The sequence below is a fragment of the Thalassobaculum fulvum genome (assembly GCF_014652915.1).
GTDB classification, from domain to species: domain Bacteria; phylum Pseudomonadota; class Alphaproteobacteria; order Thalassobaculales; family Thalassobaculaceae; genus Thalassobaculum_A; species Thalassobaculum_A fulvum.
In genome coordinates, this window is the sequence record NZ_BMZS01000003.1 from 461,168 (window position 1) to 484,959 (window position 23,792).

The 23,792-nt window shown below is 71.0% G+C and carries 25 protein-coding genes and 1 tRNA gene; 17 read left to right on the forward strand and 9 right to left on the reverse strand.

Going from position 1 to position 23,792, the window contains the following annotated elements; genetic code table 11:
- Positions 1-64: 64 nt before the first annotated feature.
- Positions 65-1,345 (forward strand): pentapeptide repeat-containing protein, encoded by a 1,281-nt coding sequence (locus IE246_RS08625; protein WP_189988544.1) that lies wholly within the window; start codon positions 65-67, stop codon positions 1,343-1,345.
- 125 nt (positions 1,346-1,470) lie between these two features.
- Here IE246_RS08625 and IE246_RS08630 read toward each other — a convergent pair whose 3' ends face one another.
- Positions 1,471-2,121, reverse strand: a complete 651-nt coding sequence (locus tag IE246_RS08630) for a tetratricopeptide repeat protein (RefSeq protein ID WP_189988545.1) — start codon at positions 2,119-2,121, stop codon at positions 1,471-1,473.
- A gap of 231 nt (positions 2,122-2,352) precedes the next feature.
- Here IE246_RS08630 and IE246_RS08635 point away from each other — a divergent pair, with 231 nt between their 5' ends.
- Positions 2,353-3,273: a ketopantoate reductase family protein gene (locus IE246_RS08635; protein ID WP_189988546.1), complete on the forward strand. Its 921-nt coding sequence runs from the start codon at positions 2,353-2,355 to the stop codon at positions 3,271-3,273.
- A gap of 5 nt (positions 3,274-3,278) precedes the next feature.
- On the opposite strand, the gene IE246_RS08640 is transcribed toward IE246_RS08635, so the two are convergent.
- On the reverse strand, positions 3,279-4,862 hold the full coding sequence (locus IE246_RS08640) for an alkaline phosphatase D family protein (RefSeq protein ID WP_189988547.1): 1,584 nt from the start codon (positions 4,860-4,862) through the stop codon (positions 3,279-3,281).
- Positions 4,863-5,026: 164 nt separating this feature from the next.
- On the opposite strand from IE246_RS08640, the gene IE246_RS08645 reads away from it, so the two are divergent.
- A complete protein-coding gene (locus tag IE246_RS08645; protein ID WP_189988548.1) occupies positions 5,027-5,221 on the forward strand; it encodes a hypothetical protein in 195 nt (64 codons plus the stop codon).
- 32 nt (positions 5,222-5,253) lie between these two features.
- Here the strand turns inward: IE246_RS08645 and IE246_RS08650 are convergent, their stop codons facing one another.
- Positions 5,254-5,433 (reverse strand): hypothetical protein, encoded by a 180-nt coding sequence (locus IE246_RS08650; protein ID WP_189988549.1) that lies wholly within the window; start codon positions 5,431-5,433, stop codon positions 5,254-5,256.
- 179 nt (positions 5,434-5,612) lie between these two features.
- On the opposite strand from IE246_RS08650, the gene mdoH reads away from it, so the two are divergent.
- Entirely contained in the window at positions 5,613-7,406 is a 1,794-nt protein-coding gene (gene mdoH, locus IE246_RS08655; RefSeq protein ID WP_189988550.1) for a glucans biosynthesis glucosyltransferase MdoH, read from the forward strand.
- A gap of 11 nt (positions 7,407-7,417) precedes the next feature.
- On the opposite strand, the gene yghX is transcribed toward mdoH, so the two are convergent.
- The 3 genes from yghX to IE246_RS08670 all read right to left on the reverse strand — a co-directional run bounded on the left by yghX (position 7,418) and on the right by IE246_RS08670 (position 9,292).
- The gene (gene yghX, locus IE246_RS08660; RefSeq protein WP_189988551.1) at positions 7,418-8,308 is read right to left on the reverse strand and encodes a YghX family hydrolase; all 891 of its coding nucleotides are present in this window, start codon (positions 8,306-8,308) and stop codon (positions 7,418-7,420) included.
- Between the two features lie 239 nt (positions 8,309-8,547).
- The gene (locus IE246_RS08665) at positions 8,548-9,045 is read right to left on the reverse strand and encodes a PAS domain-containing protein (RefSeq protein WP_189988552.1); all 498 of its coding nucleotides are present in this window, start codon (positions 9,043-9,045) and stop codon (positions 8,548-8,550) included.
- Positions 9,046-9,202: 157 nt separating this feature from the next.
- A tRNA-Ser gene (locus IE246_RS08670) sits at positions 9,203-9,292 on the reverse strand.
- 223 nt (positions 9,293-9,515) lie between these two features.
- Between IE246_RS08670 and IE246_RS08675 the strand changes: the two genes are divergently transcribed.
- The 10 genes from IE246_RS08675 (at position 9,516) to IE246_RS08720 (ending at position 18,913) form a co-directional block, all read left to right on the forward strand.
- Positions 9,516-9,995, forward strand: coding sequence for a PAS domain-containing protein (locus IE246_RS08675; protein WP_189988553.1), 480 nt, complete (start codon positions 9,516-9,518; stop codon positions 9,993-9,995).
- Positions 9,996-10,101: 106 nt separating this feature from the next.
- Positions 10,102-11,115, forward strand: coding sequence for a lytic murein transglycosylase (locus tag IE246_RS08680; RefSeq protein ID WP_229836711.1), 1,014 nt, complete (start codon positions 10,102-10,104; stop codon positions 11,113-11,115).
- Positions 11,116-11,176: 61 nt separating this feature from the next.
- Positions 11,177-12,175, forward strand: coding sequence for a septal ring lytic transglycosylase RlpA family protein (locus IE246_RS08685; RefSeq protein WP_189988554.1), 999 nt, complete (start codon positions 11,177-11,179; stop codon positions 12,173-12,175).
- An 80-nt stretch (positions 12,176-12,255) separates the two neighbouring features.
- Positions 12,256-13,407 (forward strand): D-alanyl-D-alanine carboxypeptidase family protein, encoded by a 1,152-nt coding sequence (locus IE246_RS08690; protein WP_229836714.1) that lies wholly within the window; start codon positions 12,256-12,258, stop codon positions 13,405-13,407.
- Entirely contained in the window at positions 13,400-14,050 is a 651-nt protein-coding gene (tmk, locus tag IE246_RS08695; protein WP_189988555.1) for a dTMP kinase, read from the forward strand. The genes IE246_RS08690 and tmk overlap by 8 nt, the downstream gene beginning before the upstream one ends.
- Positions 14,047-15,201 (forward strand): DNA polymerase III subunit delta', encoded by a 1,155-nt coding sequence (locus IE246_RS08700; RefSeq protein ID WP_189988556.1) that lies wholly within the window; start codon positions 14,047-14,049, stop codon positions 15,199-15,201. Before tmk ends, IE246_RS08700 begins: the two co-directional genes overlap by 4 nt.
- 29 nt (positions 15,202-15,230) lie before the next feature.
- On the forward strand, positions 15,231-16,784 hold the full coding sequence (gene metG, locus IE246_RS08705) for a methionine--tRNA ligase (protein ID WP_189988557.1): 1,554 nt from the start codon (positions 15,231-15,233) through the stop codon (positions 16,782-16,784).
- Complete coding sequence (locus IE246_RS08710) at positions 16,781-17,602, forward strand: TatD family hydrolase (RefSeq protein ID WP_189988558.1); 822 nt, start codon at positions 16,781-16,783, stop codon at positions 17,600-17,602. Before metG ends, IE246_RS08710 begins: the two co-directional genes overlap by 4 nt.
- A gap of 10 nt (positions 17,603-17,612) precedes the next feature.
- A complete protein-coding gene (locus IE246_RS08715; protein WP_189988559.1) occupies positions 17,613-18,413 on the forward strand; it encodes an MBL fold metallo-hydrolase in 801 nt (266 codons plus the stop codon).
- On the forward strand, positions 18,410-18,913 hold the full coding sequence (locus IE246_RS08720; RefSeq protein ID WP_189988560.1) for a GNAT family N-acetyltransferase: 504 nt from the start codon (positions 18,410-18,412) through the stop codon (positions 18,911-18,913). The genes IE246_RS08715 and IE246_RS08720 overlap by 4 nt, the downstream gene beginning before the upstream one ends.
- On the opposite strand, the gene IE246_RS08725 is transcribed toward IE246_RS08720, so the two are convergent.
- Positions 18,880-19,503, reverse strand: a complete 624-nt coding sequence (locus IE246_RS08725; protein WP_189988561.1) for a hypothetical protein — start codon at positions 19,501-19,503, stop codon at positions 18,880-18,882. The genes IE246_RS08720 and IE246_RS08725 overlap by 34 nt on opposite strands.
- A gap of 33 nt (positions 19,504-19,536) precedes the next feature.
- On the opposite strand from IE246_RS08725, the gene IE246_RS08730 reads away from it, so the two are divergent.
- On the forward strand, positions 19,537-19,785 hold the full coding sequence (locus IE246_RS08730) for a hypothetical protein (RefSeq protein ID WP_189988562.1): 249 nt from the start codon (positions 19,537-19,539) through the stop codon (positions 19,783-19,785).
- Positions 19,782-20,270, forward strand: a complete 489-nt coding sequence (locus tag IE246_RS08735; RefSeq protein ID WP_229836717.1) for a GNAT family N-acetyltransferase — start codon at positions 19,782-19,784, stop codon at positions 20,268-20,270. Before IE246_RS08730 ends, IE246_RS08735 begins: the two co-directional genes overlap by 4 nt.
- Positions 20,271-20,304: 34 nt before the next feature.
- On the opposite strand, the gene IE246_RS08740 is transcribed toward IE246_RS08735, so the two are convergent.
- Positions 20,305-20,856 carry a PAS domain-containing protein gene (locus IE246_RS08740; protein WP_189988563.1) on the reverse strand — a complete coding sequence of 184 codons (552 nt, stop codon included), beginning with the start codon at positions 20,854-20,856 and terminating at the stop codon, positions 20,305-20,307.
- Between the two features lie 268 nt (positions 20,857-21,124).
- The gene (locus IE246_RS08745) at positions 21,125-22,372 is read right to left on the reverse strand and encodes an OmpA family protein (protein ID WP_189988564.1); all 1,248 of its coding nucleotides are present in this window, start codon (positions 22,370-22,372) and stop codon (positions 21,125-21,127) included.
- Positions 22,373-22,908: 536 nt separating this feature from the next.
- Between IE246_RS08745 and mazG the strand changes: the two genes are divergently transcribed.
- Entirely contained in the window at positions 22,909-23,772 is an 864-nt protein-coding gene (mazG, locus tag IE246_RS08750) for a nucleoside triphosphate pyrophosphohydrolase (protein ID WP_189988565.1), read from the forward strand.
- The last annotated feature ends 20 nt before the right edge of the window (positions 23,773-23,792 follow it).

A 23,792-nucleotide genomic window follows, 5' to 3' on the forward strand; every position in this document is an offset into this window, starting at 1 on the left:
CTGACGTTCGGCACTCCATATCATTCTTGAAGAGAGGGGGGCTCTGGTTCGCGGAGATCCAACCATGTCGCCGGCAAAGCGGCTGGAACGCAGACTGAAGCGCCTCGGGCAGAACGAGCTCGACTCCGTCCTCCGTCGTCATGCCCGATACCGGAACGGGCGGCTCGGCGGCGCCCGCGCGGTCCTGTCCTTCTTCGACCTCGGCTGGCTCGACTTCCACGGCAGCGACCTGACGGGTGCCGACCTGACCGGCGCGGTTCTCGCCCGGGCGCGGCTGGACCAGGCCGTGCTGAACAACGCCTCGCTGTTCGCGGCGGATCTGAGCGGTGCCAGCCTGAACGGCGCCAGCCTGGTCAAGAGCGACCTTCGCGGCGCCGGCCTGCGCGGCGCCAGCCTCGTCGAGGCGACCCTGACGGATGCCGACTTGCGCGAGAGTGCCCTTGCCGAACGAGGCGAGTTCGATCGCGACCTGCACTGGCTCGATGTCGGGTCGGTGCCGTCGGAGCTGCAGCAGGCGGACTTCGCCGGCGCCGACCTCTCGCGCGCCCGCTGCGCCGGCGCGGTTTGCGTCAACGCCAACTTCTCGGACGCAGTTCTCACCGGCACCCAACTCGTCCGCTGCAATCTCCGCGGGGCGAACTTCGCGGGGGCCGATCTCCGCGGCGCCGATCTCAGCTGGTCCAGGATGGAGAACGTCAACCTGCGCAACGCCCTGCTGTCCGGCGTGACGCTCAGGATGACCGAGCTCAGCGGGGTCGACACCCGCGGCGCCCTGACCGACCGCCCGGCGGCTCGTGCCCTGGACCAACTGGACGCGCCGCTGAATGTCCTGCTGGCCCGGCATTCGGAGTGGATCGAGAGTTCGAGTGCGGCCGGACAGCGCCTGGACATCGCCGGCTTCGACATGCGTGCCGCAGGCGACCTCTCGGGGGTCGACATGACCGCCGTGCTGGCTTCCGGGACCATCTGGTGCGGGCTGGACCTGAGCGCGGCCCGGTTCGCCGCCGGCCGGCTGATCGACGGCGACTTCCGGTTCGCTGTCCTGCGGAACGCCGATCTGCGCGGCGCGGACCTCAGGCAGGCAAAGCTTCGCAGCACCTGCCTCGCCGGTGCGGATCTGCGGCCGCTGGTGCTCGGCGAAGGCCGGATGGTCAGGACCCGGCTGTCCGGCTGCGACCTGCGGTATGCCGACCTTGCCGGCGCGAAGCTGCGCGACGTCGACCTTCGGGAGGCGGACCTGTCGAACGCCCGGCTCGACCGTGCCGATCTGCGCGGCGCCGACCTCGCCGGAGCATCGTTGCCGGACGACCTGACGGTGATCGCCCGAACCGCGCGGTCCGAATGACGAACCGGCCCCGGAACGGGTCCGGAAAGAAAGCGGGCCGACTTGGCGGGTCGGCCCGGGAGTTTGCTGCAGGGAGCTCGGGAGGCTTGCCCGACGGCGTGCCGGGCGGTCTCCGTCGGGCGCGATCAGGGGTCGCGGCCGACGGAATGCGGTTGGCCGACCGGTCCCCCGGCAGCGGTGGTACCGGCGTTCAGGGCCAGAGTCACCGTGTCGGGGGTCACCGTCTCGGTGTTCGTCGCGGACTCGGCGGGCGCCGAGGCCAGGCTTCGCGAAAGCTCGAGATTGGCGAGGACCTCCGGGTCGTCCGGGGTGACGGCCAGGGCGGCCCGGAAAGCGGCCTGGGCCTCGTCGTGCCGGCCGGCGAGGTCGAGCGCCTGGCCCTTGCCGTTCCAGGCACGACCGTCGCCGGCGTCCTGCGAGATCAGAATGTCGTAGACGGCCAGGGCGTCGTCCACCCGATCCAGGTCGACGAAGGCATCGGCGAGACCGCGCCGCGCCTCGCGACTGTCGCCTTCGATCGCCAGTGCCGCCCGGAAGAACTCGGCGGCCTCCTCGGCCGCGCCGATCCGCAGGGACAGCTTGCCGAGGGCGATCAACGGGGCAAGGTCGAAGGGGTCCAGCTGGTGCGCCTGACGAAGCAGTCGCGCCGCGTCGTCGTCATGCCGCGCGGATGCGGCCTGAAGCGCCCGGTTCAGCAACGAGTCCTCCGCGCCCGCATCGGCGATGGCGGCATCGGCTGACAGGATTCCGGCGGTCAGACCTGCGAGCAGGCCCATCGTGGCTAGTGCGTTCCGGACCATTCGGCGCTCCGTCCATGAAGGTCAACAGCGCAATATGCACGTCATATTGAAACTGAATATATCATCTGAGTTACGATTCGGTAAATCAATTTCCGATTCGCTGGTGGAATCCCTCAGATTGACCCGGCCATGCACAGTCACCGCTCCCTTGGCGCGTCTGGATCGGTCGCCTACCGTGCCGGCATCGTGGAGCGGATGAGGATCGCCATGCGGATCGTGGTCATGGGTGCCGGCGGCGTCGGTGGATATTTCGGGGCGCACCTGGCCCGGGCAGGCCACCGGGTCACGTTCGTCGCCCGCGGCGCGCACCTGGACGCCATACGCCGCAACGGCTTCCGCCTGGAGGGATCGCGCGGCGACATCGTTCTCGAGGATGTCGACGCGACCGATGACCCGGCGACGATCGGGCGCCCGGCCGACGTCGTGCTGTTCGCGGTCAAGCTGTACGACACCGAGGCGGCCGGAGAGAGGATCCGGCCGGTGGTCGGTCCGCAGACCATGGTGGTCAACCTGCAGAACGGCGTCGACGGCCCGGACCGGCTGGCCGGCGTCCTCGGCCCGGAAGCGGTGCTGGGCGGGGCCGCCTACGTCTCCGCCCTGATCGCGGAGCCGGGCGTCGTCCGATACACCTCGGACATGTCGCGGATCGTGTTCGGCGAACTCGACGGCCGGGTCTCGGACCGCGCGGTCGCATTTCGCGACGCCTGCCGGGAGGCCGGGTTCGAGGCCGAGGTGTCGCCGGATATCCGGGCCACGCTGTGGGACAAGTTCGTGCTGTTGGCGACCAATGCCGGCCTGACGACGCTGCTGCGCAAGCCGGCCGGCGAGGTCTACACCGACCCTGAGATCCTCGACCTCGCCGCGGCGATGATGCGCGAGGTCGTGGCGGTCGCGGCCGCCGAAGGGGTACGGACCTCGCCGGATATCGTCGACCGCTCGATCGCGCTGTCGAAGAGCTTTCCGCCGGGCATGTACGCGTCGATGTACCACGACCTGGCGCGCGGCCGCCGGCTGGAGGCCGCCGGGCTGTCCGGACTGGTGGCGCGGCGCGGCCGGGCCTTGGGGGTGCCGGTCCCGCACCACACCACGGTCTGGTGCGCCCTCAAGCCGTATGTGGAGGGCGGCTGAACCGGTCAGGACGGCTCCGGTTCCAGGGTCGTCGACCACAGCGACCGGTCGGCGATGTCCTTCAGGGTGACGGTCATCGCCTCGGTGGTGCCGTCGATCGCGACATGGCCGAAGAACTGCATGCCGTCCCAGGGCGGCAGGTTCACCTGGCCGGCGCCCGGGTGCGAGGCGAACACCACCTCGGGCCCGAACGTGTCGTCGAGCCGGTTCGGCCCGAAGCTGCCGGCGTGGATCGGTCCCGACACGAACTCCCAGAACGGCGCGAAGTCCTGGAACGCCGCGCGGTTCGGATCGTAGCGGTGCGCCGCCGTGTAGTGCACGTCGGCGGTCAGCCAGACCGTGTTGCGCACGTCGTTCAGCTTGATGAAGCGCAGCAGGTCGGCGATCTCCAGCTCGCGGCCGCGCGGCGGGCCGTCGCCGTTGGCGCCGTTCTCGAAACTGCTCCGGGTCCGCCAGTCGTCGTAGACGATCAGGCCGAGCGGCATGTCGGAGGCGATCACCTTCCAGGTCGCCCGCGAGGCCAACAGCGCCTGCTTCAGCCAGCGGATCTGGTCGCGGCCGAGAAAGGCGGTCGCGGCCGATGCCGCGTCCTGATCGTTGCGGCCGTTCGGCCCGCGGTAGCTCCGCAGGTCGAGGAAGAAGACGTCGAGCGACGGACCGTAGGCGATCCGGCGGTAAACCCGGGCGGCCTCCAGCGGGTTCGTGCGCAGCGGCAGGTACTCGTGGAAGGCGCGGGACGCACGGGCGGCCAGCAGGTCGACGCTCTTCACCGTGTAGCGGTCGTCTTCCTCGAGCATCTCGCCCGGGTACCAGTTGTCGACCACCTCGTGATCGTCCCACTGCGCGAGGATCGCCGTCGTCGCGTTGAACCGCCGGACATGCTCGTCGAGCAGGTTGTACCGGTAGTTGGCGCGGAACTCGTCGAGGGTCTCGGCGACCTTGGCGGTCGCTTCGGTGACCAGGTTCTTCCAGACCCGTCCGTCGGCGGTCTTCTGCTCGGACGGGATCGGGCCGTCGGCATAGACGACGTCGCCGGAGTGGATCAGGAAGTCGGCGTTCTGGTCCGCCATCGTGGCGTAGCCTCGCATGCCGCCCCATTCCGGGTTGATCCCCCAGCCCTGGCCGGCGGTGTCGCCGGTCCACAGGAACCGGATGTCGCGACGCGCCGCCGGGGCTGTGCGCAGGCGGCCGACAACCGGCGCCGAGACGGCGCCGGGATAGTCCAGACTCTCGAACGCGATGCGGTAGAAGACGTCCTCGCCGGCCGGCAGGCCGTCGATCGCCAGCTTGGCGGTGAAATCGCCGGCCGCGAGCGCTGCCGGGCCGGCGATCGTGCGCGGGTTCCGGAAGCTCTCGGTCGCCGCTAGCTCGACGCGCATCCTCGCCGGTCGGTCCGAGCGGGCCCACAGCACCGCACCGGAGGCATCCACGTCGCCCGCCTGGACGCCGTGCGTGACCGTGGGGCGGTCGCCGCGGGCGAAGGCTGGTCGCGGCGGACCGAGCAGGCGGCCACCGCCGAGGACGGCGGCTCCCAGCAGCAGCCGGCGGCGGGTGACCAGGGGAGACCGAAGGCGGCGGGCTCGGGACATGGCGACCTCATGCAAACGCGGGATGACGGTGCCGCGGCATCCTGGCGGACTCGGGTTGCCGTACCCGGACCTCCGGGTGACGGTGCCGTGACGCCCGTCTCGCTGTCCAGTGGCGCGAGTCTTGCTTGCGGTCGGAGAGGCCAATTGCCGAGAAGGAGGCGGCGATGAACGGGAACACTCCGAGCCTGGTCGAGCGCGAAGCGACGATCTCGGCGGCCGTGCTGAAGGCGCGGGCGGCCGGCGCCGATCCCTATGCGCCGGTGTTCATGGGATCCGGCAGGCGGGCGGGCCTCGTCGATCCGGTCGAGCGCGAATACCCCGCCTGGATGCTGTTCGCCGACCCGGTCGCGCTTCGCTAGGGCCGGCCACGCTTCGCTGGGGCCGGCAGCGGTCACCGCGGTCCGGTACCCGGTGCCTCCCGCGCCGGGATGGCGAGCCGCGGCAGCCATCGCCCCAGGTCGATCGGGAACCGCCGAAGGTGCCGCCGCGGCATGTCGAGCGGCGCCGGTTCGGGAACGGCGATCGGCGGGTCGAGCCGGAGCGTATCCGGCTGCGGTTGATCCTCGGGCATTGCGCTCTCCTGTACGGGCCGTCTCGGTCCGTTGAACCTTCGACCGGCGCCGGCGGTTCCGCCGGGGCGGCGACGGCGGACCGGGGCGGGCGGAACCGGCATCCCCGCGGACGGTTTCGGGAACGGACCGGCGGCAGTCACGCCGGGTCGGCGACCACCGGCCGCGACGGGAAAGGGGAATGCCACGATCCGAAAACCCGCCACCCGACCTGAGCGGGACGGTGCGCCCAGTCGGGGTGCGTCGGCTGTTCGTCGCGGCACTGTTCGCCGGGCTGGTGCTCGCGACGGCGGTCGTCGCCGTGCTCGGGTTCCGCGAGTTCCTGGCGGCGGGGCGTCCGCATCTTCTGGATGCGCCGCTACAGCTGCTGTTCGCCGTCCTGGTCGCCTGGCTGGCGGCCAACTTCTGGATCGCCGCCTTCGGGGCGGCGGCCATGGCGTGGCGGCGGATGGCCGGAGACCACGGGTGCCGCCCCGTCCCGACCCGCCCGATCGGCCGGCGGCTGGTGGTGCTGATGCCGATCTGCGGCGAGGATGTGGACCGGGTGTTCGCCGGGTTGCGGGCGATGTATCGGTCGCTGGAAGCCGAACCCCGGCTGTCGGGCTTCCACCTGTTCGTGCTGAGCGACAGCCGTGACGTGGCGGTGGCACGGCGCGAGGAACTGGCCTGCAGCGCGCTGACCGCCGAGGTCGCCGGCGTCGGACGGGTGTTCTACCGGCGCCGGCGCGACAACCGCGGCCGCAAGGCCGGGAACATCCAGGATTTCTGCGAGCGCTGGGGCGGTCACTACGACTACATGCTGGTGCTCGACGCCGACAGCCTGATGGACGGACGGACCGTCCTGCGGCTGGCCGACCGCATGGACGCCGACCCGCTGCTGGGGCTGCTGCAGACCTGGCCGCGTCCGGTGCGGGCCAGGTCGCTGTTCGGCCGCCTCCAGCAGTTCGCGGCTTCGGTGCACGGACGGGTGTCCGCCGAGGGGCTCGGGGTGCTGATGGGCGATTCCTGCAGCTACTGGGGGCACAACGCGCTGATCCGCGTAAGCGCCTTCGCCGGCAGCTGCGGCCTGCCGGTGCTTCCGGGCCGGCCGCCGATCGGCGGGGAGATCCTCAGCCACGACTTCGTCGAAGCCGCGCTGCTGGTCGCCGACGGCTGGAAGGTGCGGATCATCGCGGACCGCGCCGGCAGCTTCGAGGAACCGCCGCCGAGCCTGATCGCCAGCGCCCGGCGCGACCGCCGCTGGTGCCAGGGCAACCTGCAGCACCTGCAGCTGGTGGCGGCCCCCGGGCTCGCCGGCATCAGCCGCTTCCACTTCTTGATGGGGGTGATGGCCTATCTGGCGTCGCCGCTGTGGCTGCTGTTCCTGACGCTCGGGGTCGTGCGCCTGGCGATCGGGGAATGGCCGGCGGGACCGGACGGCGGGGGGCTATGGATCGCGGTCGGGCTGCCGCTGCTGCTCCTGCTGCTGCCGCGGGCGTTCGGGCTGGTCGGGGTCCTCGCCGTTCCGCATCTTCGGCGTGGGCACGGCGGTGCCGTCGGCCTGATGGCCGGATCCGCCCTCGAACTGCTGCTGACCACGCTGACGGCGCCGGTGATGATGCTGCTGCACAGCCGCTTCGTGGCCGAGGTGATGCTGGGACGGAACTCCGGCTGGGGGCCGCAGCGCCGCGCCGGCGACGGCGAGCCGTTCGCCGACGTGCTGCGGGCGCACGGGGTGCACACCGTCGTCGGCATACTCCTCGCGGGCATCGTCGGCTGGAATTCTCCGGCGGCGCTGGCGTGGCTGGCGCCGGTGGTTGTCGGCCTCGTCCTGGCCGCGCCGCTGTCCTGGCTCGGCGGCCTCGAAGCGGCGGGCGCCGCGCTCCGCCGCCGCGGCCTGCTTCGGGTGCCGGAGGAGGGCGATCCGCCGGCGGTCGTGAGGGCCGTCGGATTGCCCCGTTGCGACGCCGAGCGCTCGCGCGGTGGTCGGAGCTAACCTGGCGGCGCTCAACCGGTCAGATGCCTGGCGAAGAACTCCAGCGTCCGGCTCCACGCCAGCTTCGCCGCCGCTTCGTCGTAACGCGGCGTGGTGTCGTTGTGGAAGCCGTGGTTCACGCCCGGGTAGATGTGCGCGGTGTAGGTCTTGCCGTTCGCCTTCAGGGCAGCCTCGTAGGCTGGCCAGCCGGCGTTGATGCGCTCGTCGAGCTCGGCGTAGTGCAGCAGCAGCGGCGCCTGGATCGCCGGCACGTCCTCGGCCCTGGCCTGGCGGCCGTAGAACGGCACCGAGGCGGCCAGGTTCGGGTAGGCGACCGCCAGGGCATTGCAGACGCCGCCGCCGTAGCAGAAGCCGACGCACCCGACCTTGCCGGTGCCGTCCGCATGCCCGGCCAGGAACTCGAAGCCGGCGAAGAAGTCCTCCATCAGCTTCACCGGGTCCAGCTGCCGCTGCATGGTGCGGCCATCGTCATCGTTCCCGGGATAGCCGCCGAGCGAGGTCAGCCCGTCCGGCCCGAGCGCGAGGTAGCCGGCCTTGGCGGTCCGCCGCACCACGTCCTCGATGTAGGGGTTCAGGCCGCGGTTCTCGTGCACCACCAGCACCGCCGGCAGCTTGCCGGCGGCGTTCGCCGGTCGCGCCATCAGTCCGCGCACCGTGCCGTGGCCCTTGGGCGAGGCGTATTCCACCACCTCGGTGCGGATCGCCGGGTCGTCCGGCGCCACCTGGGCGGCCAGGGCGTAGTTCGGCTGCAGGGCCTCGAGGGCGGCCACCGCCGCGGCGGTGCCGACGGTGAACTGGGCGGCGCGGTCGACGAACTGCCGACGCGACAGGGTTCCGTGAACGTAGCCGTCGTACAGTTCCAACAGGCGCGGATCGAAATCGCTGGCTCGCTTGCGTTGCATGCTGCTCGCTCCGTGGCTCGTCGTTGTCGGGCCCCGGTCTGATCGTAAGACAAGCCGTCTGCCGACGCTTCAACGATCTCGTGAGCATCCCGGCCTGGCCGGCCGCGGCGTGCCGCAGGCCAAGCTGGCGTTGATCGGCGCCGGGGGCTGTCCGCTCGGTTCGTGCACGCGGCCGGCTCGCCTGCGACCGCCCGATCGCCGTCGTCGACGGGCGGCAACGGCGAGCCCGGCCGACCGGGTCACCCCGGGCCCAGCGGCTCCAGCCGTTCCTCGATGATCAGCCCGATCAGCATGTCCACCGTCTCGCCGTCCGAGGCCAGCGGCAGAACGAGGCGGCGGGTCGCGGCGTATTCGTTGCTCTCGATCATCATCGGCCGGCGCCAGAAGTGCGGCCGCCGTTCCACCGTGCAGCTCCGGAGCGCGTGCTCGATGTCGGCCAGGGTGCCGGGGGCGGCGATGTCCTCGAGCCAGCAGCCGGTGTGGTCGTGGCCGAAGATGCCCCGGATCCGGCTGCCCCACAGCCGGAAGCGGAAGCGCAGTCGACCGTCGCGGCGCACCACCTCGACCAGGTAGATCCGGCCGAGCAGGTGCGGGAAGTCGATCGGGTCGATGCCGCTGCGGGCCGGCAGGCGGCCGTCGCGATGGCGGTCGCGCCAGTACCCGAACAGCCAGCGGAACCGCTCGTCGTCGAGATCGGCGGGTACCGGATATGGCTGGCCGGGACAGTCGGACGGCACGGACGCTCCGCTCCCTGGTCGGTCGGCGCCGTGTCGGTCACTGAACGCCCCGCAATACGATGGACGTCCGGCCCACCGCTCCCCGCTGCAGGATAGACCGAGGACACGCCGCGCGAAAACCCGTTCGGCCGGGCGCGCGGGAAGCGGGCCGCGGGACTGGCGGACGGGGTGGGATTCGAACCCACGGGAGGCTTGCACCCCCGGCGGTTTTCAAGACCGCTGCCTTAAACCACTCGGCCACCCGTCCATGCCGGTCGACGCGCGCGCATCGCATCGATACGCAAGGCCGGGCGCTCCCGCAAGCCGCGACGTGGCGGTTCCGCCGGTCGGCCGGGCCGGCCGTCGACGCGGACTTGCGGCGCGTGGCGGTTCCGGTCAGCATTCTTCCCGCCGCACGGCAGCACGCCGCCGAAGGGAGCGCTGGAGCATGGACGAGACGGGCCGCACGGAAGCGCGCGCCACGGCACCGGATGCGTGAGCTGGCGGACAGCGAGATCCGCGATTCCCGGCTGCAGCGTCTGTACGCGTACTGGCGGGAGCGGCATGTCGGGACGCGGCCGCCGGGCCGGGCCGACCTGGACCCCCTGGACTTTCCCTATGCCGTCGGCTTCGTCACCCTGGTCGACGTCGAGCACGGGCCGCTCCGGTTCCGGTTCCGGCTGGTCGCCAGTCCGGTCACCCGGCACCTGGGATACGAACTGACCGGCAAGTATCTCGACGAGGTCCCGGAGCCCGCCATGCGCGGCTATCTCGAGGAGTCCTACCGCCGCGTCGTGGCGGCGTGCGGCGCGCTGCACGAGCGCGGCGAGCGGGTGCTCGACCGGCGCATATGGCGGCACGAGTCGATGCTTCTGCCGTGCTGCGACGCCGACGGCTCCGTGAACATGATCATCAGTGCGCGGGTGACCGAGACCCCGCGGTCCCTGGCCGACCCTGCGCTTCCGGGGTGACCGGGCAGGCGGGGCAGGCGGGCGGTCGGCACGCGCCGTTGATGACGCACGCCGGCCGTGCGAGACAGGGGGCGGGGGAGCGTCCGTCGCAACTCAGGAGTGGCTCGTGCTTCGCACCGTCGTCGACCGCCGCATCGCCGGGGCGCTGTGCGCCGCGGTCGTTCTCGCCGGAACCTGCCTGTTCGGCGCGGCGAGCGCCTCGGCATCGCCGTCGCAACCGTTCGACCAGTGGCTCGCCGAAGTCCGGGCCGAGGCGCGGACGCAGGGCGTCTCCGACAAGACGCTGGACGCCGCGTTCGACGGCGTGCAGCCGATCCCCCGGGTCGTCGAGCTCGACCGCAACCAGCCGGAGTTCCGGCTGAAGTTCGACGAGTACCTGGGCCGGGTGGTGACCCAGGGGCGGATCGCCACCGGGCGCCGGCTGATGCAGGAGCACGCCGCCCTGCTCGACGAGGTGTCGGCGAAGTACGGTGTCCAGAAGCGGTTCATCGTCGCGCTGTGGGGCATCGAGACCGATTTCGGGCGGATCACCGGCGGCTTCCCGGTGATCGCGGCGCTCGCCACCCTGGCCTATGACGGCCGGCGCAGCGCGTTCTTCCGCAAGGAGCTGATGCTGGCGCTGCAGATCCTGGAGCAGGGCCACATCGCGGCGTCGGAGATGAAGGGCTCGTGGGCCGGGGCCATGGGCCAGAGCCAGTTCATGCCGTCCAGCTTCCATCGCTTTGCGGTCGACTACGACGGCGACGGCCACAAGGACATCTGGGGCACGCTGCCGGACGTCTTCGGCTCGATCGCCCGCTACCTGTCGCAGTCCGGCTGGCGCGACGACATCACCTGGGGCCGCGAGGTCGCGCTGCCGCAGGACTTCGAGCGCCGGCTGATCGGCCTGGAGACCAAGAAGCCGCTGTCGGCGTGGCAGGACCTCGGTGTCCGCAGGCCCGGCGGCGGCGACCTGCCGGGACGCGACCTGCGGGCCTCGATCGTCGAGGTCACCGAGCGCAGCGGGCGGGCCCGCCACTTCCTCGCCTACGACGACTTCGAGGTGATCTTGAAGTGGAACCGGTCGACCTACTTCGCAATTGCGGTCGGTACGCTTGCCGATGCCCTGGATGCACGGTAGTCTGCGAGATATAGCGATCTACGGCAGCGACACCACAAAATCCATGGGTCAGGGGAGTTGCATGCGCCATCCGCGCGCGGGAGTCGGCATCGTGCTCGCGTTGGTCTCGGCGCTCGGCCTCGCCGGTTGCGCCGAGACCGAGTTCCTGGTCAACACGGCCAAGCAGGCCAAGGGCGCCGACCGCGCCGGATCGGTCGGCGCCTACAAGGTCGGCAGCCCGTATCAGATCAGCGGCGTCTGGTACTACCCGAAGGAAGAGTGGGACTACGTCGAGACCGGCATCGCCTCGTGGTACGGGCCGGGCTTCCATGGTCGCAGCACGGCCAATGGCGAGCTGTTTGACGAGAACGACGTGACCGCCGCGCACCGCACCCTGCCGCTGCCCAGCATCGTCCGGGTCACCAACCTGGGCAACGGCCGTTCGCTGGTCGTGCGGGTCAACGACCGCGGCCCGTTCGCGCACGGCAGGATCATCGACATGAGCCGGCGGTCGGCCCAGCTGCTGGGCTTCGAACGTCAGGGCACCGCCAAGGTGAAGGTCGAAATCCTGCCCGAGGATAGCCGGCGCGAGCAGGCGGTCGCCCGCGGCGGTGCGCCCGGCCCGGTGCTGGCGTCGGCCAGCCCGACGGAGCCGGCCGCACCGGCTCCGCAGGCCGTTCCGTCGCCGCCGGTCCAGGTCTCGCGGCTGGATGCTCCGTCCGGGGCCGCGGCCGCACCGGCACCGCGCCCGGCCGCCGCGACCGCGAGCCGTTCCCCGGGCGCCGGCGGCACCGCGGCGGTCGTGGCCGGCGGCCCTCCGCCCGGAACCGTCGAGACCGTCCCGGTGTCGCCCACCGACATCTGGGTCCAGGTCGGCTCCTTCGAGAACCGCGACAACGCCCAGCGCCTGTCGGTCCGGATGCGGAGCTTCGGCCCGGCCGGCGTGCAGCGCGCCGAGGTGGCGGGGCGCACCTTCCACCGCGTCCGCATCGGCCCGCTGACCGAGGTCGCGTCCGCCGACCGGGTGCTCGAGCGGGTGATCGCCGCCGGCTATCCGGGGGCACGCATCGTCGTCGACTGAGGTCTTGCTCCGTGCCTCGGAATCTCCGCAAACCGGGGCTACGGAGGTCGGACACCGCAAGGTCCTGGAGGTTCGGAACAGTGTTGCGCCGTCATTCGCCGATCGCCACCGTCCTGGTCGCCGTGGCCGTCGCCGCCGTCATGGCGTTGGCCCGGCCGGTCGCCGCGATGGACACGAACGCCCGCGAAGCCATCCTGATGGACTACGACACCGGCCAGATCCTGTTCGCAAAGGATGCCGACAAGCCGATGCCGCCGGCGTCGATGACCAAGATCATGACGGTGTTCCTGGCCTTCGAGCGCCTCAAGGACGGCCGGCTGAAGGAAACCGACGAGATCCCGATCTCCGAGACCGCCTGGCGCAAGGGCGGGTCGAAGATGTTCGTCGAGGTCGGCACCCGGGTGCCGTTGTCGGACATCCTGCAGGGCATCATCGTGCAGTCCGGCAACGACGCCACGATCGCCCTGGCCGAGGCGATCTCCGGCTCGGAGGAGGCGTTCGCCGAGCTCATGACCCGGCGGGCGCACGAGCTCGGGCTGGTCGACTCGACCTTCCGCAATTCCACCGGATGGCCCGATCCGGAGCACCGGACCACCGCCCACGACCTGGCCCGGCTGGCGGCCGAGGTGATCCGGCGGTTCCCCGAGCACTACGCGTTGTTCTCGGAGACGTCGTACACCTACAACAACATCAAGCAGGGCAACCGGAACCCGCTGCTGTACAAGAACATGGGCGCCGACGGCCTGAAGACCGGCCACACCGAGAACGCCGGATACGGGCTGACCGCCAGCGCCAAGCGCGGCGACCGGCGCCTGATCCTGGTGGTCAACGGCCTGAAGAGCGTGCGCGAGCGTTCCGACGAGGCGGAACGCCTGCTGGAGTGGGGGTTTCGCGAGTTCGAGCACGTGAACCTGGCCAGGCAGGGAATGCCGGTCGAGACCGCCGAGGTCTGGCTCGGCGACAGCCCGAAGGTGCCGCTGGTGTCCGACCGCGACATCAGCCTCTCGGTGCGCCGCACGGCGCGCAAGGACATGACCGTGACGGTCGAGTACACCGGCCCGATCCCGGCCCCGATCGTGGCCGGCCAGCCGATCGCCATGCTGCGGGTCTCGGTCCCGGACATGGAAGACCGGAGCTTCCCGCTGTATGCCGGGGCCGATGTCGGACGGCTCGGCCCGGTGGGGCGGATCACGTCGGCGCTCGGCCACCTGATCTGGGGGGCCGGTGGCTGATCCCGTACCGCCCGGGCGCTTCGTCACCCTGGAAGGCGGCGAAGGGGCCGGCAAGTCGACCCAGGCCCGCCGGCTGTCCTCCTGGCTCGCCGAGCGCGGCATCGACTGCCTGCTGACGCGCGAGCCCGGCGGTTCGCCCGGGGCCGAGGACATCCGCACGCTGCTGGTCACCGGCGAGCCGGGTCGCTGGGACGCGGTCACCGAGGCGCTGCTGATGAACGCCGCCCGGCGCGACCACGTGGTCCGCACCATCCGGCCGGCGCTGGCCGCCGGCAGGTGGGTGATCTGCGACCGGTTCCTCGACTCGACGCTGGCCTACCAGGGCTATGCCGGCGGGGTGCCGCTCGCGACCCTGCGCGCGCTGATCGACGCCGCCGTCGGCGACACCCGCCCCGACCTGACCCTGGTCCTCGACCTCAGCCCGGAGACGGGCCTTGCCCGGGCCCAGGGCGGCGGGCTGGGGGCCGAGACCCGTTTCGAGCGCAAGGGCGCAGCGTTCCACGCCGCCGTGCGCGACGGCTTCCGGGCGATCGTCGCCGACGACCCAGGCCGCTGCGCCGTGATCGATGCCGGCCGGTCGGCCGACGAGGTCGCTGCCGCCATCGCCGAGACGGTGTCCGGCCGCCTGGGGGTGGCGGCATGAGCGACGACGGCGATACCGCACCCGGCCTGCCGGCCCCGTCGGCCAATCCCGACCTGCTCGGGCACGGATGGGCCGAGCGGCTGGTGCTGGACGCCTGGAACGCCGGCCGGATGCCGCATGCCTGGCTGATCGCCGGCCCGCCGGGCATCGGCAAGGCCACTTTCGCCTACCGGATCGCCCGCTTCGTGCTGTCCGGCGGCGGGGCGCAGGGGGCAGGGGGGCTGTTCGGGGCCGCCGACGCGCCGCCGGCCTCGCTGGCGATCGATCCCGAGGGCAGGGTAGCCCGGATGGTGGCGGCCGAAAGCCACCCGGACCTCAAGGTGCTGCGCCGGCAGTTGACCGACCGCGGGACCCTGAGCGCGGTCGTCCGGGTCGACGAGGTCCGGAGCTTCGAGGCCTCGCTGCGGCTGCGCAGCTCCGAGGGCGGCTGGCGTGTGGCGATCGTCGACGAGGCCGACCGGATGAACCGGAACGCCGAGAACGCACTTCTGAAGATACTTGAAGAACCACCACCTAATTCGTTGATAATTCTTGTTTCGAACGCACTGAACGCCATGCTGCCGACAACCCGCTCGCGGTGTCGCCGGCTGGTGCTGAAACCGCTGGCCGACAGCGTGGTGTCCGACCTGCTGCAGCGGGGACGCCCGGGACTCGGCCCCGACGACGCGGCCGTCCTGGTCCGGCTTTCGGAAGGCAGCATCGGCCGCGCGCTGACCCTGGCGGACGCCGGCGGGGCCGACCTGTACCGCGCGGTGTCCGGCCTGATGGCGGCGCTGCCGACCGACCGGCGCGGCCAGGTGCCGGGCGAGGCGGTGCATGTGCTGGCTGGCGCCTGGAGCCGGCGCCCGAAGGAAGGCGAAGCCGATGCCTTCAGCGCCGGCATGGAGCTGCTGCTGTGGTGGATCGACCGCGCGGTGCGGGCCGCCGCCGGCGCCGGCGGCCTGCAGGAGATCGTGCCGGGCGATTTGGAGGCCGGCCGCCGCTGGGTCTCGGCGATCGGCCCGGAGGCGGTGTTCCGGCGGCGCGCCGAGGTGGTCCGGCTGGCGCGCCTGGAGCCCGCGCTCAACCTCGACCGCCGCCAGGTCGTCCTGGACTCTATCCACACCCTCGCGCTCGGCGACGGGCTTGATCGGGGGCTGGCAGCGGAGTAGGCAGGGGGCCCGCCGGCCGGAGGTCTCGGATGAGCCGCAGCTACTACGTCACGACACCGATCTACTACGTCAACGACAAGCCGCACATCGGGCACGCGTACACCACGCTGGCCTGCGACGTGCTGGCGCGCTTCAAGCGCCTGGACGGCTACGACGTGATGTTCCTGACCGGCACCGACGAGCACGGCCAGAAGGTCGAGGCCGCGGCGGCCGCCGCCGGCGTCGACCCGCAGAGCTTCACCGACAAGGTCTCGCAGAACTTCCGCGACCTGCTCGGGGTGATGAACTACTCGAACGACGACTTCATCCGCACCACCGAGCAGCGCCACGTCGTCTCGGTGCAGGATCTCTGGCGGCGGCTGAAGGACAACGGGCACATCTACCTCGGCTCCTACGCCGGCTGGTACTCGGTGCGCGACGAGGCCTTCTATACCGAGACCGAGCTGACCAAGGGACCGAACGGCCAGAAGATCGCGCCGAGCGGCGCGCCGGTCGAGTGGGTCGAGGAACCGTCGTACTTCTTCGACCTGTCGAAGTGGCAGGACCGGCTGCTGGAATTCTACGAGGCCAACCCGGACTTCATCGCGCCGGAGAGCCGGCGCAACGAGGTGCTGTCGTTCGTGCGCGGCGGCCTCAAGGACCTGTCGGTCAGCCGGACCAGCTTCAAGTGGGGCATCCCGGTGCCCGGCGACGACGCCCACATCATGTATGTGTGGCTGGACGCGCTCACCAACTACATCACCGCCGTCGGCTATCCCGACACCGAGGGGGCGTATGCCCGGTGGTGGCCGGCCGACCTGCACATGGTCGGCAAGGACATCCTGCGGTTCCACGCGGTGTACTGGCCGGCATTCCTGATGGGAGCCGGGCTGGCGCCGCCGAAGCGGGTGTTCGCCCACGGCTGGTGGACCAACGAGGGCCAGAAGATCTCGAAGTCGCTCGGCAACGTCATCGACCCGCTGCAGCTGGTCGAGACCTACGGGCTCGACCAGGTCCGCTACTTTCTGCTGCGCGAGGTGCCGTTCGGCAACGACGGCGACTTCTCGCACAAGGCGATGGTCGCCCGGATGAATTCCGAGCTGGCCAACGACCTCGGCAACCTGTCGCAGCGCGTGCTGTCGATGATCGCCAAGAACTGCGAGGCCAAGGTGCCGCAGCCGGGGGCGTTGACGCCGGCGGACGAGGCGTTGCTGGAGGCCGCCGAAGGGCTGCTGGACGCGCTGCGGGCGGCCTACGACGCCCAGGCCTTCCACCGGGCGCTCGACGCGGTGTTCGACGTGGTCGGCCGGGCGAACCGCTATGTCGACGAGCAGGCGCCGTGGGCGTTGCGCAAGACCGACCCGGCGCGCATGGCGACGGTGCTGTACACCCTCGCCGAAACCATCCGGCACGTCGCGATCCTGCTGCAGCCGGTGATGCCGGGATCCTGCGCGCGAATGCTCGACCAGCTCGCCCTGGCCGAGGACGCCCGGACCTTCGACCGGCTGGGCGCCGCGCACCGCCTGGTGCCGGGCACGCCCCTGCCGAAGCCGCAGGGCGTGTTCCCGCGCTGGGTCGCACCGGAGGCGGAGGCGACGTCGTGACCCGGCCGCCGCCGCTCGTCGACTCCCACTGCCACTTGGACTTCCCGGACTTCGCCGACGAGCTCGACGAGGTGGTGGCGCGCGCCCGCCGCGCCGGCCTGGTCCGGCTGGTCACCATCGGCACGCGGGTCCGCCAGTTCGACAAGGTCCTGGCGATCGCCGAGCGGTTCGAGGACGTCTACTGCACGGTCGGCACCCACCCGCACAACGCCGGCGAGGAGACCGACGTCACCGCCGACCAGCTGGTCGCGCTGGCGGAGTCCAGCCCCAAAGTGGTCGGGATCGGCGAGTGCGGCCTCGACTATTTCTACGACCACGGCCCGCGCGAGGCCCAGGCCGCCGGGTTCCGGACCCACATCGAGGCGGCCCGCCGCACCGGCCTGCCGGTGATCGTGCACACCCGCGACGCCGACGAGGACACCTGGAAGATCCTCGAGGCGTGCTACGCCGAGGGCCCGTTCACCGGTGTCCTGCACTGCTTCAGCTCCGGCCGCGAGCTGGCGATGCGGGCGGTCGACATCGGCTTCTACGTCTCGCTGTCCGGCATCGTGACCTTCAAGAAGTCGGAGGACATCCGGGCCACCGTCGCCGACCTGCCGGCCGACCGGCTGCTGGTCGAGACCGACGCCCCGTACCTGGCGCCGCCGCCATATCGCGGCAAGCGCAACGAGCCGGCCTACGTCGTCCACACCCACCAGGTGGTCGCCGAGGTGAAGGGGATGAGCGTCGAGGCCTCGGCCGAGCAGACCACGCGCAACTTCTTCCGGCTGTTCTCCAAGGTGCCGCCGCCGGCGCACCTAGCGCTCGACGCGGCATAGGGGCCGCGCCATGCGGGTGACCATGCTGGGCTGCGGCGCGTCGGTCGGCGTGCCCAGCCTGTCCGGCGGCTGGGGCCAGTGCGACCCGTCGGAGCCGCGCAACCGCCGGCGCCGCAGCTCGATCCTGGTCGAGAAGAACGACCGCCGGGTCCTGGTCGACGCCTCGCCCGACTTGCGCGAACAGCTGCTGGACGCGGAGGTCCGGTCGATCGACGCGGTGCTGTTCACCCACATCCATGCCGACCACACCCACGGCATCGACGATCTGCGGCCGCTCTACTGGTCGACCCGCGAGCGGATCCCGGCCTATGCCGACGCGGCGACCTATGCGGACCTGCACGCGCGCTTCGGCTACATGTTCGAGGCGGCCCCGCAGTCGCCGCCGCACCATTCGCCGCCGCTGATCCATTTCCCACTCGAGGAGGGGCTGCACGAGATCGCCGGCCTGTCGGTCGAGGTGTTCCGGCAGGACCACGGCAACTCCGGCGACAGCCTCGGCCTGATCTTCGACGGCCGGTTCGCGTACTCGACCGACGTGAACGCGTTCACAGAGAGACAGCTCGACCGGCTGGCGGCGCTGCGGCTCGACACCTGGATCGTCGACTGCCTGCGCGAGGAGCCGACCGCGGCGCACGCATCCTTCGACGAGGCCTTGGGCTGGATCGCCCGGGTCGGGCCGCGCCGTGCCTACCTGACCCACATGAACGCCCGGCTCGACTACCGTAGGACCCTGGCCAAGTGCCCGCCCGGAGTCGAGCCGGGCTACGACGGCCTGGTGCTGGATATCCCCGGACCGGAGATCGAGGGGTGAGCCGGCTCGACACGATCCGTCCGCAGCGCTGGGAGCGCGCGGGCAGGGTGGTGAGCACCGATCCGGCCCTGATCGATGCCGATGCGGTGCAGCGCTACCTGGCGGCCGGTCAGCAGTCGCCGGGCATCCCGATCGAGGTGGTCCGCGAATTCGTCGCCAACAGCGTCAATTTCGGGCTGTTCGACGGCGCGCCGGAGGCGGGGGCCTCGATGATCGGCTACGCCCGCGTGGTCACCGATTTCGCCGCCTTCGCCTATATCGGCGACGTGTTCCTGACCGACGACGCCGAGCGCGGGCAGGGCTGGGGAAGCTGGCTGATGGACTGCATCTTCGCGCATCCCGACCTGCAGGACCTGCGGCGCTGGATGCTGATGTGCGGCGAGCGGCCGGTCGCCTGGTACAGGCGCTACGGCTTCGAGGAACCCGGTCGACCGGGCTTCGCCCTGCACCGCACCGATCGCGGGATCTACCTGCGCAAGGCCGATCCGGAATCCCGGTAGCCGGCCGGCAGCAGCCCGGGCAACGGCGCCGACCCGGGGCGCCGCCGCAGCATGGTGCGGAAGCCGTCGCGCACGGTCTCCAGGTCGAGGACCAGGTCGTGGCGCCGGGCCACCCCGTCGCAGCGGTCGAGCAGGTCGTCGAAGGCCGCCGCACAGCGCTCGGCCGAGCGCACGTGCGGGCTTGCCAGGATCAGCCAGCGCGGCTCCGGCGACCGGCGGAACGGGTCGGTCGGCGGAGCGGCGTGCTGGGTGACATAGAACTCCAGGCAGCCCTGGAAGTAGCCGCGGATCTCGAACAGGACGGCGCCCGCGGGCATGCGCGGAACCAGCGGGTCGTCGGCGTGCAGGGCGTCGAACTCGGCTTCCTCGACCGCCAGGTCGTGCAGCATGTCGTCCAGGAACAGTTCGAGAACTTCCGGCTCGGTGATGTCGGAGCCGAAGCGGTGGAGGAACGCCGCCAGTTCCGGCGGCAGCACCGTGTAGTAGTCCTCGCGGTCGGAGGTCCGGTGCGACCGGCAGCCGGCGCCGGCATGCCAGGTCAGGACCCGACCCGGTTTCTTGAGCGCGCGTTCCAGTGCTACCCTGGCCATGCTCGAAGCCTACAGGGACCGCGGACCTCCGTCATGATCGATCCGAAGCTGCTGGGCGATCTCGCCAAGGATCACCAGAAGAACCTGCTGACCCGCGACGAGGCCAAGGCCTTCCTGCGCGACCTGATGGAGGTCTGCCGGCGGCACCGGGTGTTCCTGCGGACCGGCGACCAGACGATCAGGTTTTCCAAGGTGTTCGCCGACAGCGAGCAGCGCACCGTGCTGCGGGCGATGATCGACCGCGACGGCCGCTGTCCGGCCGCCCAGATCGACTACAAATGAGCCTGTCGCAGCGGCCGGCCGTGAATTGGCGCCGGCCCGGCTACGAAGCGTCGACCGATCCGGCCCGTCTGGACCGGGCGAGCGTGCTGGCGGCGCTGCGGGCGACGTACTGGGCGGAGACGCTCACGCCGGACGTTCTCGACCGGGCGATCGAGAACTCGATCTGCATCGGGGTGTACGAGGTGCCGTCGGGCCGGCAGATCGGCTTCGCCCGGGCGGTGAGCGACCTCGCGACCTTCGCATGGCTCGCCGATGTCGTGATACTGCCGTCGGTCCGCGGGCGGGGGCTCGGCCACTGGATGACCGCGTGCCTGCTGAGCCACCCTGACCTGCAGGGGCTGCGGCGCTGGCAGTTGGCGACGCGGGACGCCCACGCGATGTACCGACGGTTCGGCTTCGAGGATCCGGCGCCGGGCCGCATTCTCACGAGGCCGGGGGCGCAGCCGGCACCGGACCCCGACCGGTTCCTGGATCCATCCGGGTAGGGCCGCCCTCCCGGGACCGGCTCGACCGCCTCGATCACTCGGCGGGCAGGTTGTCGAACGCGTTCACGCCCACCAATCGGGTGACCCGCCCGTTCTGACCGTAGGGCAGCACCAGGACCGTGTAGGTCCGGTAGTGATAGCGGTCGTGCTCGATCGCCGTCTTCACCCAGTACGGCTTGCCGTTGGCGGCGGCCCAGGTCAATCGCCCCAGATGGGCCTGGGTTCCCGATTGCTGGCCGACAATGCCGCCACGGCGGCTGCGGCCGAGGATCCGGACGATCTCCGACCCCTCCAATCGGATCTTGATGACGTCGGGGCGTTCGCCGATCTCGTAGAGGACGATGAAGGGCAGTGCAGCAGGCGGCAGAAGCGTGGGGTCGATGCACCGGTCGGGCGGGTAGGCGTCGTCGGCCCGTGCCGATTGCCAGATCGACCACATCTCGGATTGATACGGCAGACGGAACAACTCGGGATGGACCGGGTGGACCAATCCAGAGGGCAACCGGGCGTTCGGGCTGGTGTGGGTGTCGGTCACGCCTGAAAGCACACGGCTGATGGTCTCCGGAATCGCCAAGTCGACGACCAAGCGTCTCGATCTGCCGGACGGCAGTGACGATCGTCGGCCGTCGAGATTTTACGGCTGCCTCGGTCGATCCGATGATAGACGTGCGGGGTGTCGGGACGCCAGGGGGCAAGGTCGCGGACCCGAGTACAACGGACGTCACGGTCGGTGCATGCCGGCAATGCAGTCCGGACATCGCGTTTGCCGCAGATGCGGATATTATTTCCCATAATATACATTATGCGCATTATGGTTCGGCTTCCTCACCACCTCGCGCCGGCTGTCGGTACGTTCAGTCGGCCCGAGACGCCGCCGGCTCTGCCGACCCGGATCCACCGAATACGATCACGACCCGATTGCCCGGTTCCGGCTTCTCGTCGTCGGTCCGGACCGGCAGCGCATCCTCACCGTATCCGTCGACCGAATGGAACTGCCAGGTCGGAACCCGCTGATCGATCAGCGCCAGCTGGACGGCGATCGCCCGGCGCAGCGAGAGCGCCTGGTTGAAGACCGGGTTCCCGACCCGGTCGGCGTATCCGCGGATGACGATCCGCCGGTTCGTGCTGATCGCCACCTCGGCAATCGCCGAAACCTCGTCCAGTGCCGACGGTCCGAGCGCGAAACCGCCACTGGCGAAGCGGATCTCGCCCAGGACGGTCCAGCTTCCCTCCGCCGGTCCCCCCGATGCTCGGACCTCTCCGGCGGGCGATGCGGTCGGTTCGCCCGGAGATGCGCCGGCCGAAGCGCTATCGCTGACCCGCGCCGCCTCCAGTTCGGAAACCCGGCCCGACAATTCGCTCAGCCCCGTCCCGACCGCTTCGATCTCGGCCGGGTCGCTCCGCGGCAGCGCTTCCAGTGCGGCGATCCGGCCGGTCGCCGCCTCCAGGCCCGCAGTCAGCAATTCCAGGGCTGCCGGATCGCCGGGCGGCCGGGCTTCCAGGGCGACGGTCCGGCCCGACAGGGCCGTCACCCGGGCATCGACGGCGGCGAGCACTTCCGGGTCGGCGCGCGGTGCCGCTTCCAGCGCCGCGATCCTCGCGGCGGAGCTGTCCAAGCCGGCGGCCAATGCCTTCAGGGCTGCCGGGTCGCCGGACGGCCGGGCTTCCAGGGCGCCGGTCCGACCCGACAGCGACGTCACCCGGTCGCCGAGCGCGGCGAGCACATCGGGGTCGGCGCGCGGTGCCGCTTCCAGCGCCGCGATCCTCGCGGCGGAGCTGTCCAAGCCGGCGGCCAATGCCTTCAGGGCTGCCGGGTCGCCGGACGGCCGGGCCTCCAGGGCATCGGTCCGGCCCGACAGGGCCGTCACCCGGGCATCGACGGCGGCGAGCGCTTCCGGGTCGGCGCGCGGTGCCGCTTCCAGCGCCGCGATCCTCGTGGCGGAGCTGTCCAAGCCGGCGGTCAGGTCACGGATGGCCTGCGGATCGCCGGGCTGCCGGGCATCCAGTTCGGCCACGCGGGTCTGAAGGCTGGCCTGCGCGTCGGTCAGCCGCTCGATCCTCAGCCCGAGATAGACGACAACGGCCAGGAGCAGGATGGACATGGCGAACGCCAGCACCGCGGCGGTCGTCTGAACCGGGACGCCCTGCAAGGACGGCAGTGCCGTCCCCCTCTTCCAGCCGGCTCCGTTGTCCCTGGGCAATATCGGTTCCGCCCTCAGCCAGTCCTGTGTCGAACTCTAGACGAATTCCGCCGCCGCGGCGCGCCCTTCCGTTCGATGCGCGCCGATTCGGGGTTCACGGCGGCCCCGTTTTGCGCGAGACTGTTTGGGTGCGATGTCGATCATCGTCACGCCCGTCACTCGAACAAGGGAGGTGCGCACGCATGGAACCACCGGCGCAGCACCGCCCCGTCCTGTCGACGTGATCGGACGGGGCTTCAAGAGATCCACAATCTGGAAACTTTCTCACTCTTGCGAGTGACTTAAGCGCATTGCCAGTGCGCAAGGCGGCGCCCGGGCCGACGGCTCGCGGCGCCGCAGTCACGCCGTCGACGCGCCGCCCGCCGCGCTTTCCCCGCCCCGTCTCGCTCGCTAGTCTCCGGCCGTCGGCAACCGAGCATCACGAGGGCCTGAACGGCATGAGCGATCCGTCCCACGACGACCTCCCCGGCCACGACGGCCTTCCTGACGGCCCGCCGATCGCCCGTCTGCGGGCCGTCATGGCGCGCCTGCGCGACCCCGACGGCGGCTGCCCCTGGGATCTCGAGCAGAGTTTCGAGACGATCGCACCCTACACCATCGAGGAAGCCTACGAGGTCGCCGAGGCGATAACCCTGGGCGACCGGACTGCCCTCAAGGACGAGCTCGGCGACCTCCTGCTGCAGGTCGTCTATCACGCCCAGATGGCGGAAGAGGAAGGCAGTTTCGGCTTCGACGACGTCGCCGCCGCGATCGCCGACAAGATGATCCGCCGGCACCCGCACGTGTTCGGCGACGACAGCGTGGCCGACGCCGCCGCCCAGTCCGGCGCCTGGGAACGCCAGAAGGCCGAGGAGCGGGCCCGCAAGGCCGAGGCCGAAGGCCGGACGGCCAGCGTGCTGGAGGGCGTGTCGGGCGCCCTGCCCGCGCTGATGCGCTCGGTGAAGCTGCAGCGCCGCGCCGCCCGGGTCGGGTTCGACTGGCCGGAGACCGGCCAGGTGCTCGACAAGATCGTCGAGGAGCTCGGCGAGCTGAAGACCGAGATCGCCGGCGGCGACGCCGACCGGCTGGAGGACGAGATGGGCGACGTGCTGTTCGCGGTCGTCAACCTCGCCCGCCACCTCGGGGTCGACCCGGAGACCGCGCTGCGGCGCTGCAACGCCAAGTTCGAGCGCCGGTTCCGCGGGGTCGAGGACCGGCTGGCCGCGCAGGGGCGGTCGCCGGACCAGGCGTCGCTCGACGCGATGGAGGCGTTGTGGGTCGAGATAAAGCTCGAGGAAAACGGAAGAAAGTTCGATAACTAACGGATAATTCAAATTAATTT